The sequence below is a fragment of the Streptomyces sp. NPDC031365 genome (genome assembly GCF_055569765.1).
In genome coordinates this window covers 109682-128113 of record NZ_JBVIIM010000024.1, presented here as the reverse complement: position 1 = coordinate 128113, position 18432 = coordinate 109682, and the positions used below count along the sequence as shown (strand labels likewise).

General features: G+C 73.5%; 8 protein-coding genes. 4 read left to right on the top strand and 4 right to left on the bottom strand.

Annotation, left to right across the window (positions count from 1 at the left end):
- Together ACZ5C2_RS29065 and ACZ5C2_RS29060 are read left to right on the top strand one after the other, a co-directional pair.
- On the top strand, positions 1-777 hold a 777-nt coding region (locus tag ACZ5C2_RS29065), incomplete at its 5' end, for an acyl carrier protein (RefSeq protein ID WP_468797779.1).
- Between the two features lie 5 nt (positions 778-782).
- Positions 783-12380, top strand: a complete 11598-nt coding sequence (locus ACZ5C2_RS29060; protein WP_468797776.1) for a type I polyketide synthase — start codon at positions 783-785, stop codon at positions 12378-12380.
- A gap of 170 nt (positions 12381-12550) precedes the next feature.
- On the opposite strand, the gene ACZ5C2_RS29055 is transcribed toward ACZ5C2_RS29060, so the two are convergent.
- Genes ACZ5C2_RS29055 through ACZ5C2_RS29045 form a run of 3 tightly spaced genes read right to left on the bottom strand, consistent with a single transcriptional unit; the run spans position 12551 to position 14850 of the window.
- Positions 12551-13357 carry an ABC transporter permease gene (locus ACZ5C2_RS29055; protein ID WP_468797773.1) on the bottom strand — a complete coding sequence of 269 codons (807 nt, stop codon included), beginning with the start codon at positions 13355-13357 and terminating at the stop codon, positions 12551-12553.
- Positions 13354-14298: an ABC transporter ATP-binding protein gene (locus tag ACZ5C2_RS29050; protein WP_468797770.1), complete on the bottom strand. Its 945-nt coding sequence runs from the start codon at positions 14296-14298 to the stop codon at positions 13354-13356. The genes ACZ5C2_RS29055 and ACZ5C2_RS29050 overlap by 4 nt, the downstream gene beginning before the upstream one ends.
- 36 nt (positions 14299-14334) lie before the next feature.
- Positions 14335-14850 (bottom strand): YceI family protein, encoded by a 516-nt coding sequence (locus ACZ5C2_RS29045; protein ID WP_468797767.1) that lies wholly within the window; start codon positions 14848-14850, stop codon positions 14335-14337.
- Positions 14851-15028: 178 nt separating this feature from the next.
- Between ACZ5C2_RS29045 and ACZ5C2_RS29040 the strand changes: the two genes are divergently transcribed.
- Both ACZ5C2_RS29040 and ACZ5C2_RS29035 read left to right on the top strand, forming a co-directional pair.
- Positions 15029-16225, top strand: coding sequence for a sensor histidine kinase (locus ACZ5C2_RS29040; RefSeq protein ID WP_468797764.1), 1197 nt, complete (start codon positions 15029-15031; stop codon positions 16223-16225).
- Between the two features lie 2 nt (positions 16226-16227).
- Positions 16228-16878: a response regulator gene (locus ACZ5C2_RS29035; protein ID WP_468797761.1), complete on the top strand. Its 651-nt coding sequence runs from the start codon at positions 16228-16230 to the stop codon at positions 16876-16878.
- Between the two features lie 206 nt (positions 16879-17084).
- Here the strand turns inward: ACZ5C2_RS29035 and ACZ5C2_RS29030 are convergent, their stop codons facing one another.
- The gene (locus tag ACZ5C2_RS29030) at positions 17085-18353 is read right to left on the bottom strand and encodes an activator-dependent family glycosyltransferase (protein ID WP_468797758.1); all 1269 of its coding nucleotides are present in this window, start codon (positions 18351-18353) and stop codon (positions 17085-17087) included.
- Positions 18354-18432: the final 79 nt, after the last annotated feature.

Below are 18432 nucleotides of genomic sequence, written 5' to 3'. Positions count from 1 at the left end.
CTTGCGTGGGGTCCGTGGGCCGAGGGCGGTATGGCGGATGACGCGACTGTTCAGGCCCGTATCGACCGGGGCGGTGTTCGGCCGCTGGACCCGGACGTGGCCCTCGACATCCTGGGCACCGCCTCGGGCTGTCTCGCCGTGGCCGACGTGGACTGGGAGCGTTTCGTCCCCGCCGTGACCGCCCTCCGCCCCAACCGTCTGTGGGCAGAGGTCGCGCCGCAGAGCGTCACGACCGGTGAACCGGGCGTCGGGACCAACGGGCTGCGGGACCGGCTGGCCGGTGTCTCGGGCGCCGCCCGGCGCTCGATGCTGTCCGATGTCGTCAGGGGCCGGGTCGCCGCGGTGCTGGGCTTCGCCGAGCCGAGTGCCGTGGATGTGTCGAAGGCGTTCCGCGATCTCGGCTTCGACTCCCTCACCGCCGTCGAACTCCGCAACGCCCTCGCGGCCGAGACAGGACTCAAGCTCCCCTCGACGCTCGTCTTCGACCACCCGACCACGCTCGCCCTCACCGACTTCCTGCTCGGCGAACTGGCCGACGGCACCTCGGACGAGGCCGGGGATCCCGGCGGTGAGCTGGACCGGTTGGAAGCCGCCCTGCTGGCCCTGCCCGCGCGGGAGATCGCGCGGCTACGAGTGGGCTCGCGCCTGCAACAGCTAATGAAACGCCTGGATGGTGCCGCTGTCGACGACGGTGCTGTCGACCTGTCGGCAAAGATCGAAGCCGCCACATCCGACGACATCTTCGACCTTATCGACAACGAGATCGGGACGCGGTGAGCTTGATGAGCAACGAGGACAAGCTTCTCGGTTACCTGAAGAAGGTCACGCTCGAACTCCATGAGACCAAGCAGCGACTGAGGGACATGGAGTCGGACGCTGCCGAGCCCGTGGCCGTGGTCGGCATGGGATGCCGGTTCCCGGGCGGAGTGGGGTCGGACGAGGACCTCTGGCGGCTGGTGGCGGACGGTGTGGACGCCATGGGCGAGTTCCCCCCGGACCGGGGCTGGACCGTTGACCGAGGTGTCGGTGGCTTCGTCGAAGGGGCGGCGGATTTCGACGCCGGTCTCTTCGGTATTTCGCCGCGTGAGGCGTTGGCGATGGATCCGCAGCAGCGGCTGCTGCTGGAAGTGGTGTGGGAGTCGCTGGAGCGGGCGGGTATCGCTCCTTCGTCGCTGCGCGGGCTGCCGGTCGGGGTCTTCGCGGGTACGAACGGGCAGGACTACCCGGCTCTGCTGGCGCTGGCCGGCGAGTCGGCCGACGGCTACGGCGGGACCGGCAGCGCGGGCAGCGTCCTGTCCGGCCGGGTGTCGTACGTGCTGGGGCTCGAAGGCCCCGCGGTGACCGTCGACACCGCGTGCTCCTCCTCCCTGGTCGCCCTGCACCTCGCGGCCCAGTCGCTGGGCGCGGGGGAGTGCGACCTCGCCCTCGCGGGCGGGGTGACGGTGATGTCGACGCCGGGTGCGTTCGTGGAGTTCGAGCGGCAGGGTGGGCTGGCCGGGGACGGCCGGTGCAAGGCGTTCTCGGACGACGCCGACGGGACCGGCTGGGGCGAGGGCGTGGGCGTGCTCGTCCTGGAGCGGTTGTCGGACGCGCGGCGCAATGGTCACCGGGTGCTGGCGGTGGTGCGCGGCTCTGCGGTCAACCAGGACGGTGCGTCGAACGGGCTGACCGCTCCCAACGGTCCCTCCCAGCAGCGGGTGATCCGGCAGGCGCTGACCAATGCGGGTCTGTCCGCGTCCGAGGTGGACGTGGTGGAGGCGCATGGCACGGGGACGACGCTGGGTGACCCGATCGAGGCGCAGGCGCTGCTGGCGACGTACGGGCAGGACCGGCCGGAAGACCGGCCGTTGTGGCTGGGTTCGATCAAGTCGAACATCGGGCACACGCAGGCCGCGGCCGGTGTCGCGGGTGTGATCAAGATGATCCTGGCGATGCGGCATGGCCAGATGCCCAGGACGTTGCATGCCGATACGCCGTCCTCGCATGTGGACTGGTCCGCCGGTGCGGTGGAGCTGCTGTCCGAGGCGCGGGAGTGGCCGCGCGGTGAGCGGCCGAGACGTTCCGGTGTGTCGTCGTTCGGTATCAGCGGCACGAACGCCCACATCATCCTGGAGGAGGCACCGACCGAGGAGGCCGCACCCGACGCGGAGGGAAGTGATCTCCAACTGCCCGTTCTGCCCTGGCCCGTGTCGACACACACGGCTACGGGCCTGGCGGCGCAGGCCGGGCGGTTGCTGTCCGCGGTGGATGGTCTCAACCCGGTGGATGTGGGTGTCACGCTCGCGACGACTCGCGCGGGTCTGGAGCATCGGGCGGTGGTGCTGGGTGCGGATGCGGACGAGCTGCGTACGCGGCTGGCGGCGCTGGCGGCCGGGGATGTGGCGCCGGTGGTGGCCCGGGGTGGGCTGACCGGGTTCGTGTTCTCCGGCCAGGGTGGACAGCGCCTGGGCATGGGTGGCGAGCTGGCGGAGGCCTTCCCGGTCTTCGCCGCGGCTCTGGATGAGGTGTGCGCGCACTTCGATGCGTTGCTGGAACGACCGCTGCGGGAGGTGATGTCCGGTGACGCGGAGGCGTTGAGGACGACTGGCTGGGCGCAGCCTGCGTTGTTCGCGGTCGAGGTGGCGTTGTTCCGGCTGCTGGAGTCCTGGGGGAGCACCCCCGACTACCTGGTGGGCCACTCGGTGGGTGAGCTGGCCGCCGCACACGTGGCTGGCGTGCTGTCGCTTGAGGATGCGTGTCGGCTGGTGGCGGCGCGTGCGTCGTTGATGCAGGCGCTGCCCGAGGGTGGTGTGATGTGGGCGGTGCGTGCCTCGGTGGAGGAGGTGTCGCCGTTGCTGGTCGAGGGTGTGTCGGTGGCGGCGGTGAACGCGCCCGGGCAGGTGGTCCTCTCCGGTGCGCGGGAGGCCGTCGAGTCGGTGGCGTCCGCCCTGTCCGACCGGCAGGGCCGGTGGCTGGAGGTCAGCCATGCCTTCCACTCGGCACTGATGGACCCGATGCTCGACGAGTTCGCCACGGTGGCGGGGGAGTTGACGTATGCCCGTCCCCGCATCCCGATCGTCTCGACGCTGACCGGCGAGCAGGTCGAGGAGTTCACCCCCGCCTACTGGGCGGATCAGGTCCGCGGCACCGTCCGTTTCGCGGACGCGATCACGCACATGGCCTCCCTCGGTGTCACCCGCTTCCTCGAACTCGGTCCCGACGCCTCCCTGACCGGAGCGATCGAGGAGACCGGCGATGAGGCCGTACTGGTCGCCCCGGTCCTGCACCGCAAGCAGGCCGAACCGCTCACCGCCGTGACCGCCCTGGCCCGCCTCTGGGCCTGCGGAGCCGAGGTCGACTGGGCCGCGTTCTACGCCCCCACCGGCGCCCGCGTCACCGACCTGCCCACCTACGCCTTCCAGCACCGCCGCTACTGGCCCACGGCACGGCTGGGCGTGGGCCCGTCGCCGCTCGGTTCCGTTCGGTCCGGGCACCCCCTGCTCCATGCCGAGATCAGCTTGGCGGGGTCCGGCGACGTCCTCCTGCTGGGTGGACTGTCGGTTCCGTCGCAGCCGTGGCTGGCCGATCACCAGGTGGCCGGCCGCATCGTGTTCCCGGGTACGGGGTTCGTCGAACTCGCCCTGTGTGCGGGGGAGCGGGTCGGCTGCGAACGTGTGGAGGAGCTCACCCTGACGGCTCCGCTGGTGCTTCCGGCGGCCGGTGTGGTGCATCTGCAGGTGCTGGTCGGCACTCCGGACGACACCGGCTGCCGCTCCGTGCAGGTGTCGTCCCGGCGGGAGGACGACCCGGCCGAGCGCTGGACGCGGCACGCGACCGGCCTCCTCGCCCCCGTCGCGGACGAGGAGACGCCGTACGACCTCACCCAGTGGCCCCCGCAGGGCGCGCAGGAGGTCGACGCGGCCGGGCTCTACGAGAGACTGGCGGAAGCGGGCCTCCAGTACGGGACGGTCTTCCGTGGGCTGCGCAAGGCCTGGCGCCGTGGGAACGACCTGTTCGTCGAGACGCTGCTCGGCGATTCCACGCGAGGCGATGCCGAGCGAGGCGATTCCACGCCCGCCGCTTCGCAGGCGCCGGACGCCGCCGACGCCTTTCACCTGCACCCCGCCGTCATGGACTCCGTACTGCATGCGATGGCCCTCGGCACCGGAGAGCCCGGGCACTCCGGTGCGGGCGCCGGTGAGCCGGGGCGGCTGCCGTTCTCCTGGAGCGGTGTGACGCTGCACGCGGTCGGTGCCACCGGTCTGCGGGCGCGGCTGACACCGACCGGAGCCGAGAGTGTCACCCTCCAGGTCGCCGACGTGTCGGGACGGCCCGTCGCGGAGGTCGGCTCGCTGACGCTGCGGCCGATGTCCGTGGACGCCCTCGAATCCGAGGCGGCCGATCCCGCCCTCCGTGACGCCCTGTACAGGCTCGACTGGATGCCGGTGTCGGCGCCGGTGCCGACACCGGGCGACGAGATGCCCGAACCGGTCGTTCTCGGCCCCGGTGACGGTCTGCCGCTGGACGGGCCGCGCCATCCGGACCTGGCGGCCCTGCGCGCCGCTGTCGACGGTGGCGTTCCCGTGCCCGGCGTCGTGGTGACCGCATGCGGGAGGCCCGGTGACGAGTCGGCGCGGGCCACCCATGACGAAGTACTCCGGGTCCTCGGTCTGGTGCGGGAGTGGCTGTCCGACGAGCGGTTCGAGGAGAGCCGCCTGGTCCTCGTGACCGACGGAGCGGTGACCGCCGGGGCCGGCGACCAAATGCGGGACCTGCCGGGCGCCGCTGTCTGGGGGCTCGTACGGTCGGCACAGTCGGAGCATCCGGGCCGGTTCCAACTCGTCGACGGCCACGACGGCCTGGAGGAGGCGCTCGCTTCGGACGAACCGCAGGCGGCCGTACGGGACGGTGAGCTGTTCGCCTGCCGCCTGAACACCGCGCCCCCCGCCCCGGACACCACCCCCGCCCCGGACACCACCCCCGCCCCGGACACCACCCCCGCCTGGGACCCCGACGGCACCGTGCTGGTCACCGGTGCCACCGGACAACTCGGCGGTGTGATCGCGCGTCACCTCGTCACCGCCCACGGTGTGCGCCACCTCCTGCTGCTCAGCCGGCGTGGCCCCGAGGCGCCGGGCGCCGGGGAGCTCGTCGCCGAGCTGACCGGGCTCGGGGCGCGGGTCACCCTCGTCGCCTGCGACGCCGCGGACCGTGACGCCCTCGCGGCCGTCCTCGACGACATCCCGGGTGAACATCCGCTGACCGGCGTCGTCCACACGGCCGGAGTGATCGCCGACGCCACGGTGGCCTCCCTCGACCCCGAACAGGTCCGCCGGGTGCTGCGGCCCAAGGTGGACGCCGCCCTCAACCTCCACGCACTGACGCGCACCGCACCCCTGTCGGCGTTCGTGCTGTTCTCCTCCGTCTCCGCCGCCCTGGGCGCGCCCGGACAGGGCAACTACGCCGCGGCGAACGCCTTCCTCGACGCGCTCGCCGCCCGCCGCCGGGCCGAAGGCCTCCCCGGGCTCTCACTCGGCTGGGGCGTGTGGGACGGCTCCGGTGAGATGACCGGCGGCCTCGGCGAGGCCGACCGGCGCCGCATGGCGCGCGGCGGTGTGATACCCCTGTCCGCCTCGGACGGCACCGCCCTGTTCGACCTCGCGGCCTCGACCGGTCACCCGGCGGTGCTGCCGGTGCGCCTCGACCTGGCCGGGCTGCGGGAGAACGGCGACCATCTGCCCCCCGTGTTCCGCGCCCTGGTCCGTGCGCCCCGGCGACGGGCGGCCCGGGCCGACGAGGCCGCGGCCGCCTCGCTCGTCGAGCGGCTCGAACCGCTGCCGGCGGAGGAGCGGCTGTCCGCGCTGCGCCATCTCGTCCAGACCCAGGCGGCGACCGTGCTGGGCCATGACGCACCGGACGACGTGGCCGTGGACCAGCCCTTCCGCGACCTCGGCTTCGACTCGCTCACCGCCGTCGAACTGCGCAACCACCTCAACGCCGTGAGCGGCCTGCGGCTGTCCGCGACCCTCGTCTTCGACCATCCGACCGCCGAAGCCGTGGCCCGCCACCTGCTGGAGCGACTGTTCGGCGAGGACGAACCGGGGCGGCGGGCCGCCGCCCCGGTCGTACGGCGCAGGACGGACACGGGCGGGGCCACGGGCACGGACGACCCGATCGTGATCGTCGGCATGGCCTGCCGCTACCCGGGAGACGTCCGCACTCCGGACGACCTGTGGGACCTGGTCATCTCCGGCGCCGACGGCGTCACCCCGTTCCCGGCCGACCGGGGCTGGGACCTGGAGCGGCTCTACGACGCGGACCCCGACACCGGCGGGGCCAGCTATGTGCGCGAGGGCGGATTCCTGCACGACGCCGCCGAGTTCGACGCGGCCTTCTTCGGCATCTCGCCGCGCGAGGCCGTGGTCATGGATCCGCAGCAGCGGCTGCTGCTGGAGACGTCCTGGGAGGCGGTCGAGTCCGCCGGCATCGACCCCACCACGCTGCGCGGGGGACGCACCGGGGTGTTCGCCGGAGTCATGTACCACGACTACCTCGCCCGACTGCACACCGTCCCCGAGGGGGCGGAGGGCTTCCTCGGTACCGGTTCGGCAGGCAGTGTGGCCACCGGGCGGGTCGCCTACCTCCTCGGTCTCGAAGGGCCCGCGGTGACCGTCGACACCGCCTGCTCCTCGTCGCTGGTGGCGCTGCATCTCGCCGCGCAGGCGCTGCGCGAGGGCGAGTGCGAGACGGCGCTGGCCGGCGGGGTCACGGTGATGGCGACACCGGGTACGTTCGTCGACTTCAGCCGGCAGCGCGGGCTCGCCCCCGACGGCCGCTGCAAATCCTTCGCGGACGCCGCCGACGGCACCGGATGGGCGGAGGGCGTCGGCATGCTCCTCCTGGAGCGGCTCTCCGACGCCCGTCGGCAGGGGCACCGTGTGCTCGCCGTGGTGCGCGGCTCGGCCGTCAACCAGGACGGCGCGTCCAACGGGCTCACCGCGCCCAACGGACCCGCCCAACAGCGCGTCATCCGCCAGGCCCTGGACCGCGCCGGGCTGCGGCCCGCCGAGGTGGACGCCATCGAGGGACACGGCACCGGGACCGTCCTCGGCGACCCCATCGAGGCGCAGGCGCTGCTCGCCACGTACGGCCGGGACCGGCCCGAGGAGCGCCCGCTGTGGCTCGGCTCGATCAAGTCCAACATCGGCCACGCGCAGGCCGCGGCGGGCGTCGGCGGCATCATCAAAATGGTGCAGGCGATGCGGCACGGCCTGCTGCCCCCGACCCTGCACGTGGACCGGCCCACCGAGCAGGTCGACTGGTCGGCCGGGGCCGTCGCCCTGCTCACCGAGGCCGTACCGTGGCAGGAGTCCGGACGGCCCCGCCGCGCCGGGGTGTCGTCCTTCGGCATCAGCGGCACGAACGCCCACGTCATCCTGGAGGCCCCGGCGGCACAGGACGCCGCTCCCGTGGCGCGGAAGGCCGCCCCCGTGGCGCAGGGTGCGGTTCCCGTGCCGCGAAGTGCCGCTCCCGCGGCCCGGCCGGGCACCCCGCAACCCGTGTCGGCGCCGCCCCTCCTCCCGCTGCTCGTCTCCGGCCGCACCGAGGGCGCCGTCCGCGCCCAGGCCGCCGCTCTCCGGGACCGCCTGACGCTCCACCCCGGGCTGGATCCCCTCGACGTCGGCTACTCCCTCGCCACGACGCGCACCCTCTTCGAGCACCGCGCGGTCGCGGTCGCCGCCGACCGGGACGGGCTGCTGACCCGGCTCGACGCGATCGCGGCCGGAACCCCGGCGCCGGGCGTGGCACTGGGCCGGGCGGCGCAGCGCCCTTCCGCGTTCCTGTTCACCGGCCAGGGCAGTCAGCGGCCGGGAATGGGACGGGAACTGTACGCGTGCGCGCCGGTCTTCGCCGACGCCCTGGACGCCGTGTGCGCGCACCTCGATCCCGAACTCGGCCTGCCCCTGCGGGACATGATGTTCGCCGACACCGAGAGCGCCGCCGAGGTCCTCTCCCGCACGGAGTTCGCGCAGCCCGCGCTGTTCGCGCTTCAAGTGGCCTTGTACCGCCTCCTCGCCTCCTACGGAGTCGACCCCGACCACCTCGTGGGCCACTCCGTGGGTGAACTGGCCGCCGCCCACGTGGCAGGAGTGCTCACACTGGAGGACGCCTGCCGGCTGGTCGCCGCGCGCGGCCGGCTGATGCAGGCCCTGCCGCCGGGCGGCGCGATGCTGGCGCTGCGGGCGAGCGAGGCGGAGGTCACCCCGTTGCTGGGCGACGGAGTGGACCTCGCCGCCGTCAACGGACCCACCGCGGTCGTGCTGTCGGGCGAGGAGGACGCCGTGCTCACGGCGGGGGCGCGCTTCGAGGGCCGCCGGAGCCGGCGGCTGCGGGTGAGCCACGCCTTCCACTCGGCCCGCATGGAACCGATGCTGGAGGAGTTCCGCCGGGTCGCCGAGTCGGTGACGTACCACCCGGCCCGGATTCCGGTCGTGGCGACCGGCGGTGCGGGCGCCGCCGACCAGGGCCGCTTCGACGACCCCGCCTACTGGGTGCGGCAGGTGCGCGGGACCGTACGGTTCCACGACGCGGTGGCGCGGCTGCGCGCGTCCGGCGTGGCCACCTTCGTCGAGCTCGGACCGGACCCCGTCCTCACGGCGGCGGTCGAGGAGTGCCTCGCAGACGCCGACGCAGACGCAGACGCCGACGACGAAGGCGCCGGAACGGCCCGCCACATCCAGGGATCCTCCCCGCTCGCGGGCGCCGTCCTGCGCCGCGGCCACCCCGAGACCGCCACGCTGGCCGCCGTGCTCGGCCCGCTGCTCGCGCACGGCACCCGTGTCGACCGTCCGGCCCCCTACACCGGTACCGGGGCGGTCCGGGTGGATCTGCCGACCTACGCCTTCCGGCGGCAGCGGTACTGGGCCGACGCGGGCGCGGCCCCGGCCGATCTGGCGGCGGCCGGTCTCACCGGTGCCGGACATCCGCTGCTCGGCGCCTGCGTACCGCTGTCCGACGGAGGGTTCGTCTGCACCGGACGGCTTTCCACGGCGGCCCACCCGTGGCTCGCCGACCACCTCGTCGCCCAGGCGGCGGTCGTGCCGGGCACGGCCCTGCTCGACCTGGCCCTGCACACCGGGGACCACGCGGGCCACGAACGCGTGGAGGAACTGGTGCTGTCGGCGCCGCTGCGCCTCGATGCGGGCGAGCGGCAGATACAGGTGGTGGCCGGGTCCGCCGACCCGTCCGGGCGACGGACCGTACGGATCTCCTCCCGGCCGGCCGGCGCGATCACCGAGACCGCCGCCGAGGAGGCCTGGACGCTCCACGCGACCGGAACGCTGACCGAGGCCGACGGCGGCGACGAGCCGTTCGACGCCACCGCGTGGCCCCCGCACGGCGCGGAGGAGGTCGCGCTCGACGGGCTCTACGACCACTCCGGCCTCCCCGAAGGGCCGGGAGGGGACGGCGTCTCCTACGGCCCCGCCTTCCGGGGCCTGACCGCCGCCTGGCGGCGGGACGGCGAGCTGTACGCCGAGGTGGCCCTGCCCGAACCGCTGCGCGCCGACGCCGGCCGGCACGGCCTGCACGCGGCCCTCCTCGACGCCGCCCTGCACGGCATCGCGTACCTGCTGCCCGATGCCGCGGGCCGTCTGGTGCCGTTCTCCTTCGGCGACACCGTGCTGCACGCCCACGGCGCCGCCCGACTGCGCGTACGTCTCACCGCGACAGGCCCCGGACAGGTGGCGCTCAGCGCCGCGGACCCCCTCGGACGTCCGGTCGTCTCGATCGGCGCGCTCACCCTGCGCCCGTACGCGGCGGTCCCCGCGGCTGGAGCACGACCCGCGGACGGGCTGTTCCGGGTGGACTGGACGCCCCTGCCGGAACGCGGCACCGGCACGGAGACCCGGCGCTGCGTCCTCGTCGGCTCGGACACCCTCGGCCTCACCGAACCGCTGACCGCGGCGGGTGTCTGGATGGAGTCCTTCGCCGACCTCGACGCCCTGTCGGCCGCCGCATCCGCCGGCATGGTCCTCCCGGAACTCGTGCTGGTGTCCTTCGCCTCCGAACCGGAAACCGAACCGGGCCGTGCCCTGCGGGACATCACCGCCGCCGCCCTGCGCACCGTGCGGTCCTGGCTCGCGGACGAGCGCTTCGCCGGAACCCGGCTGGCGTTCGTCACCCGGGGCGCGCTCGGTGACGGCACCGTCCGCCCGCACGACCTGGCCTGCGCGCCCCTGTGGGGTCTGGTGCGCACCGCCCAGTCGGAGAACCCCGGACGTTTCCTTCTGGCCGACCTCGACGACCGGCCCGAGTCGGTCCTCGCCCTGCCCGCGGCGTTCGACACCGGGGAACCCCAACTCGCCGTGCGCGCAGGTCGACTGAACGCGGCCAGACTGGCTCGCGTCGCCGTACCCGACCTGCCGGGCCCGGCCTGGGACCCGAACGGGACCGTGCTCGTCACCGGCGCCACCGGAGCCCTCGGCGGGCTGGTCGCCCGGCACCTCGTCGCCACCCACGGCATACGTCATCTGCTGCTGGTCAGCCGTGGCGGAGCCGGCGCCCCCGGGGCGGAGGCGCTGCGCACCGAACTCACCGGGCTGGGCGCCGAGGTCGCCCTGGTCGCCTGCGACGCGGCCGACCGCCCGGCCCTGGGCCGGGCGCTGGCGGACCTGGATCCGGCGCATCCGCTCACCGCCGTCGTCCACCTCGCCGGGGTCCTCGATGACGGAGTGCTCACCTCGCTCACCCCGGAGCGGTTCGAGGCGGTGCTGCGCGCCAAGGCGGACGCCGCGCTGCACCTGCACGAACTGACCCGCGACGCCAAGCTCGCCGACTTCGTGCTGTTCTCCTCGTCGGCGGCCGTCTTCGGCACGCCGGGCCAGGCCAACTACGCCGCCGCCAACGCCTTCCTCGACGCCCTGGCCGAGCAGCGCAGGGCCGACGGGCTGCCCGCCAGGTCCCTCGCCTGGGGAGCCTGGGAGCGCGGCATGGCGGGCCGGCTCGACGGGGCGGACCGGGGCCGCATGGCCCGCGGCGGTGTGCTCGCCCTGGGCGACGACGAGGGGCTCGGCCTCCTCGACACCGCCCTGCGGGCCGACGCCGCCTCGCTCGTGCCCATGCGCCTCGACACCACGGCCCTCGGACCCGACCCCGCACCGCTGCTGCGCGGCCTCGTCCGGCCCGCGGCACGCCGCACCGCCGCCCGCCGGGACGATCACCGGTCGACGGCCCGGGGGCTGCGCGGCCTCGACGAGGCGGCCCGCGGCCGCGCGGTGCTCGACCTCGTACGCACCGCCACCGCCACCGTGCTCGGGCACGCCTCGGCCGAGGCGATCGAGCCGGACCAGCCGTTCCTGGAACTCGGTCTCGACTCGCTGACCTCGGTGGAACTGCGCAACGCGCTGGCCGCCGCGACCGAGCTGCGGCTGCCGCCGAGTGTGGTCTTCGACCACACCTCGCCGCACGACCTGGCCGGCCATCTGCACACGCTGCTGGGCCCGCCGCAGGGCCGGCCGGGCACCCCGGCGGATCCGCCGTCCGGCACCGGATCCAGCGCAGACACCGGCACCGACGAGACCATCGGCCGGCTGTTCCGCAGGGCCTGCGAGGAGCGCCGGCTGCGCGAGGGCTTCGAACTGCTGCAGAGCGTCGCCCGGCTGCGCCCGACCTTCGCCGCCGCCGACGAGGTGGCGACGTCACCCACCGCGGTCCGGCTGGCCAAGGGGGAACAGCCGGTCCACCTGGTCTGCTTCAGTTCCCAGGTGGCGCTGGCCGGCGTGCACCAGTACGCGCGGTTCGCCTCCGGGTTCCGCGACGTACGGAACGTGACCGCGCTCTCGGTGCCCGGATTCGGCGCGGACGAGCCGCTGCCGGCCACCGAGGACGCCCTGCTCGGGCTCTTGGCGCGGATGGTGCGCGAGCAGGTCGGGGACGCGCCGTTCGCCCTGCTCGGCTCCTCCTCCGGTGGTGTCCTGGCGTACGCGACCGCGGACCGTCTCGAGCGGGAGGGCCGCCGCCCGGCGGGAGTCGTGCTGCTCGACACCTATGTGCCCGGCGACGACTCGCTCGGTCAGTTCGAGGACCAGCTGCTGGGCGGCATGTTCGAACGGGAGGCAGGCTTCGCCCGGATGGACGCGGCCAGGCTCTCCGCCATGAGCTGGTACTTCAACCTGCTGGGCGGCTGGCGGCCCGGAAAGCTCCGGGCTCCCGTGCTGCTCGTACGGGCGGGCCGGCCGATGCCGGGAGGGGAGGAACTGGCGCCGGAGCAGTGGCAGACGGGCTGGAGCGAGGCGGACCACGTCGTCGACGTGCCCGGCAACCACTTCACGATGATGGAGGACCTGGCCGACACCACCGCCGGCGCGGTCGACACCTGGCTGCGCGAGCGTTCGGTCTGAGCCCTCGCGCACCGGCCGCCAGGACGCGTGAACAAGCCGTGACCCTGCCCGGGGGAGGTAGCAGGGTCACGGCTCTCCGGCCGTATCGACACGACCGGAGTTCTGGGGCCGGACCGGCCGGGAGACCCGGACCGGACCGGCCGGCGGCCGGATTCACGGCATGGGACGCGTCACTCCGGGCGCGGGTCCCAGCGGAAGCGCCGCACCGCCACCACCGCACCGGCCGCGCCCCACAGGAACAGCACCGCGAGGTCCTGCCAGGGCGGGCCGGCGTGCTCGGTGGTGAACGCGCCGAGGAGGGCGTCGTTGAACGGCTTCACCGGCAGTGCCGCGGCGATGCCGTTCAGCAGAGCGGAGTGGATCGGCATGTAGGTGCCCGAGATGAACACCAGCGGGAACAGCACGAACTGCACGACCGACGGCGCGGCCTCCGCGTTGCGGATCAATGAGGCCACCGCCACCCCGAGGGCGCAGAACGCGGCGGCGCCGAGCACCAGCGTGAGGATCAGCACGGGCAGTTGCGTAGTGGCGGGCAGCGGGACACCGTAGAGTCGGCCGACCACCGTGATGAGCAGGACGTCGACGAAGCTCACCACGAGGCAGTGCGCCAGCAGACCCACGAAGTACACGGACGCGGGCAGCGGTGTCGCCCGTACCCGTTTCAGCATCCCGGTCTGGCGCCGGGACGCGAGCACGATCGCCAACTGGCTGTAGCAGGAGCCCAGTACGGACAGCGCGGCGATCGTCGACACGTAGTACTGAAGTGCGGAATTCCCGTAGTAGAACTCGTTCTCGCCGATGCCGCCGAACAGCCCGCCGAAGATCGCGATGATGACGACGGGGAAGACGAACGTGAAGAACGCGCTCTGCGGATTGCGCCAGAACGTCAGCTGCTCGTAGCGGATCTGGTGCCACAGCAGACCGGCGCCGTGCTGGTGGTGCGGCCGGCCCGCGGCGCGGGGAACAACGGTGGTCACAGGAGGCTCCCTTCCGGTGTGCGTTCGGGCGCCTCCCGGTCCGGGGCGGCGGTCAGACGCAGATAGACGTCCTCCAGGCTCGGCCGGTCGACCGTCAGCCGGTCCAGCACCGTGCCGCGCCGCAACGCCCAGTCGGTGAGCCGGTTCAGCACGGCGGTGGGCTCCACGGACTCGACACGGACCAGCCCGTCGTCCTCCGGTACGGCGGCCACCGGAAGGTCGGCCACCGTGCTGCCGGGCGGCAGGGCGAAACGGATCCGGGCCCGGGCGGTGTCACGTCCGCCGAGGGTCGTGGGGGTCCCCTCGGCGACGATCCGCCCCGCGGAGATCACAGCCACCCGGTCGGCCAGTTGCTGCGCCTCCTCCATGTAGTGCGTGGTGAGCAGGATGGTGGTGCCCGCGTCCCGCAGGTTCCGCACGAGCTGCCAGGCGCCGCGGCGCGCGTTCGGGTCGAAACCGGTCGTCGGCTCGTCGAGGAACAGCAGACCCGGGTTCCCGATCATGCCCAGCGCCAGGTCCAGGCGCCGCTTCTGCCCGCCGGACAGCGAGCGGACCTTCTTCTTCTCCTGGCCGGCGAGGTCGACCAGACCGATCACCTCGTCGACGTCCCGTGGCTCGGGGTAGTAGCCCGCGTTGCGGGCGACGGTCTCACGGACCGTGAGATAGGGCTCGACCGCGATGTCCTGAAGCACCAGCCCGATCCGTTCGCGCAGCAGGCGCGCCGTGGACCGGTCGCCCGGGTCGAGGCCGAGCACATCGGCCCGGCCCCCGTCCCGGTCGCGGAACCCCTCGAGGATCTCCATGGTGGTGGTCTTGCCGGCGCCGTTGCGGCCGAGCAGAGCGAAGATCTCACCGTGTTCGACCGCGAAGCTCACGTCGTCCACGGCCCGTACCGTGCCGTACCTCTTGTGCAGGTTCTCGACCACGACCGCGCTAGACATGACGGCCTCCGTCCGTGTGGTGCCGGGCCGGCCGGGTCAGGCGGGGACGCACGTGACCTCCAGCGTCAGATCGAGATGTCGACCGGCCATCCCGCGGGCCGCGGTCACACCGAACTCGGTGCGGTCGACCCGGGTGGTGGCACGCACGGTGAAGGAGTCCGCGTGCACCTCGGCGCGCACGATCGACAGCCGGGCGGGCCGGGAGACGCCACAGGCGGTGAGTGTGCCGCTGACGGAGGTGGTGTCCACCCGCTCGGCGACGAACGTGAACAGCGGGTGCCGGTCGGTGTCCAGGTACTTCGCCGACCGGATGTCGCTGTCCCGGTGGTCGTTGCCCGTGTGGAAGCTCGCCGCGTCGACCTCCACGCGCAGCCGCGACTCGGCCAGCGGCTCGGCCACGTCGACCGTGCCGCCCCGGATCGCGAACGTACCGCGCACGGGCATCAGACCGAAGAGGTGTCTGGTCCGGAACGTGAGGGAGGAAGTGGCCGTGTCGATCGTGTAGCGACCGAGCCGGGGAGTCGTCGTGATGGGGTTGTCTGTCGCGTCCATGCCTCCATTCCACGACAGCGGGGCGGTCGCGCGGCAGGGCGGGCCGTCGGGTCCGGCGGCGACGAACGGCTGGCCGTCGCGGGCGGCATACGACTTTCGTAGGGTCCTCCCCGTGCGGAGGCAGGGTGTGCTCCCCGGCACGCCGGTGCGGCGCCGGGCGTGCCCTACCGTAGGCGTCATGACTGAGGGACCGTGGCACCGCCGCCACCGGGTGGCCGTGGACGTGGCGATCGCGGTGGCCTTCGTGCTGCTCGACACCGGTGCCACGCTGGTCGGCTCGAGTTGGTGGCCCGAACAACCGGGCACCCTTGCCTGGACCCTGCTGGGCGTACAGGCGCTCGCCTGCGCCTCGCTGGCCTTCCGGCGCGTCGCCCCGCTCACCGTGGTCGGCGTGCTCGGCGCGTTCACGGTGGCGGTGACGTTGCTGGTCTCACCGGCCGGCGCGCTGACGCCCGTCAACGACACCAACACCTGGGCCCCCTACTCGACCGTGATGGCGGCGTACGGCCCGTTCTTCTACCGGCAGGACCGCCGGACGGCGTTTCTCGTGCTCACGGCCCTCACCCTCGCCATCATGCGGCCGTGGGAGCCGTCGGTCACCGTCATGACCGTCGGGCTGCTGCGCACCGCGGTCGGGCCGCTGCTGGCGCTGTACTTCGACGCCCGCCGCCGTATGGTCTTCGCCCTGGTCGAGCGCGCCGAACGCGCCGAGCGGGAACGCCACCTGCTCGCCGAGCAGGCCCGCGCCGAGGAACGCGTCCGGCTCGCCGGGGAGATGCACGACGTGGTCACCCACCGGGTCAGCCTCATGGTGCTCCAGGCCGGGGCGCTACGGGTGACGGCCCGGGACGAGGCGACCCGGCAGGCGGCGGAGGAACTGCGCGCCGCGGGCTGCCAGGCCCTGGACGAACTGCGGGACCTGGTGGGCATCCTGCGCACCGCGCCGGAGGGCGATCACACACCGTCGGTGGGCGGCTTCGCCGACCTGGTCGCCGAGTCGACCGCCGTGGGCACGCCGGCCGAGCTGATCGAGGACGGCGACCCGGCCCTCGCCTCACCGGTGGTGGGGCGCACCGCCTACCGCGTCCTGCGCGAAGCGCTGACCAACGTACGCAAACACGCGCCCGGCGCCCGGGTGACCGTGCGTGCCCAGTACGCCGAGGCCCAGGTGCGGCTGACGGTCCACAACACCGCCCCCTCCGGCCGGCCGAGCGGTGACCTGGCGGCCACCGGCTCCGGTCTGGGCATCGCCCATCTGCGACAGCGCATCGAACTCGTGCACGGCACCCTGCGGGCCGGCCCCAGCCCCGACGGCGGGTTCAGCGTCGAGGCGACGCTGCCGGCGTACGTCCCGACCGCGGAATCGGCGGTGTGAACATGGCCCGGATCGTGGTGGTGGACGACGAGCCCATGGTGTGCGTGTTCCTGCGCACGATCCTCGGCTCCGCCGAGGACCTGGAGGTCGTCGACGACGCTCATGACGGCGCGGCGGGCATCGAGGCGGTCCGGCGCAGCCGCCCCGACGTCGTCCTGATGGATCTGCGCATGCCCGGCATGGACGGGCTGACCGCGATCGAACGCATCAACGAGCTGGAGCAGCCGCCGAACATCGTGGTGCTGACGACCTTCGACGCCGACCAGTACGTGCTGCGTGCCCTGCGGGCCGGCGCGATCGGGTTCCTGGTGAAGTCGACTCCGCCGGAAGAACTGATCGGACTGGTCCGCACGGCCGCCCGGGGCCACACCGTCCTGTCGCCGGCCGCCGCACGCCGGCTCATCGCCGCCTCCACCGACAGCCTCCGGGCCCGCGACCGTGCCCGCGAGCTGGTCGAGTCCCTGACCGAGCGGGAGACGCAGGTCCTGGCCGGTGTCGGCGAGGGTCTGTCGAACGCCCAGATCGCGGCCCGGCTGTTCCTCTCCGAGGCCACGGTCAAGGGCTATGTGTCACGGATGCTGGACAAACTGGGCTGCGCCAACCGCACCCAGGCCGGACTCCTCGCCCACGACGCGGGCATCCTCGGCCCGTAGGCCCTCCTGCCGCCGCGTCGGCGGCTGCCGCCCGACGCCGCGCGCCATCCCCCGCGGCCTCAAGGGCGCGGCACTTCCCCCGGCCGTCGGCCGGAGGAACCCGGGCACGCGCCCGACACGACACAGCCCGTCCTCCGGGCGGACGGCGGGAAGGCGACGGCAGGACCGGCGGCCCGCCCGGCGGGCCGCGTCGCCCGCCCGCGCCGTCAGGCGCGCCACTCGGCCGTGCGCCGGTCCCTCACCAGTTGCTCCAGTACGGGGACCGTCTCGGCCGGAGTGGGGCGGGAGGTCGCCTCCCCGCGCAGCCGGTCCGCATGGTGCAGGAAAGCGGAGTCGGACAGGATCCGCGAGACGCGTTCGTACACCGCCTCCGGCGTCGCCCGGTCGTGCGGCAGCAGCAGCCCCGCGCCCTGCTCCTCCAGACCGGCACCCCGGTAGAGCTGGTCGGCCACCGGCGTGGTGACGGTGAGCTGCGGCACCCCGTACACGAGAGCGTTGGCGTACGAGCCGAAGCCGCCGTGGTGGATGAGCAGGGAACAACTCGGCAGGAGGGCGTGCAACGGCACCGACTCCACCACCCGGACGTTGTCCGGCATGGGCCCGAGCTCGGCGACCTGCCGCGGCAGCAGCGCGGCGACCACCTCGGCGTCGAGTTCCGCCAGCACCTCGAGGATGTCCCCCTTGGAGACGTAGTCACCGCCGTAGCGCTCCGTGTTGGAGGCGCCGAGGCTCATGCAGATCCGGGTGCGCCCGGATGGCGTCCGCAGCCAGTCCGGAACGGCCGCGGGACCGTTGTACGGCACGAACCGCACCGGTGTGCGCGGCGCGTCCGTGGCGATGGCGAGGCTGTCGGGCAACGGGTCGAGGGTGAGCTGCCCGGTGGCGAACTCCTCCGTGTACGCGCCGCCGAGTTCGGCGGCGCGGCCGCCCAGCCACTCGGCGAGCGGGTCCCGGCGCAGGTCGGCGGGCACCTCCTCGGACAGCTTGCGGAAGAGCTGACGCTTCATCACCCATACGTCGGCGAAGCACAGCGACCGGGCGTGCGCGGCGCCGACGGCACCCGCGACGAGGGGACCGGCGTAGGTGAGCGGGTCCCAGACCACGAGGTCGGGCCGCCAGAAGCGGGCGAACTCGATCATCTCGTCGATCATCGGCTCGTTGTACATGGCGCTGCCGTACGCCGCGAGCTGGATCCGGTCGAGCTCGGACGCATAGGTCAGCTTCGCCGGATCGAGTTCGTTCCAGCTGGCCGCCTCCCACTCCTCCTGCGACTGGCGGTTGGCGGTCATCGCCTCGCTGATCCCGTCGTTCCGGCCGGTCGCCACGGCGGTCATCCCGGTACGGGCGATGACGTCGACGAGCTCCACACAGCTCGCGACCCGCACCTCGTGACCGGCGGCACGCATCGCCCAGGCCAGCGGCGTCATGCAGAACAGGTGGGACTTCTCGGGGATGGTCGCGAACAGCACACGCACGGTGGACTCCTGAGGGGCGGGTGATCCGGAGCGCCTCCAGGTTCTTCCGGTCCCCGCCCGCGGGACGGAGACGGCCGCA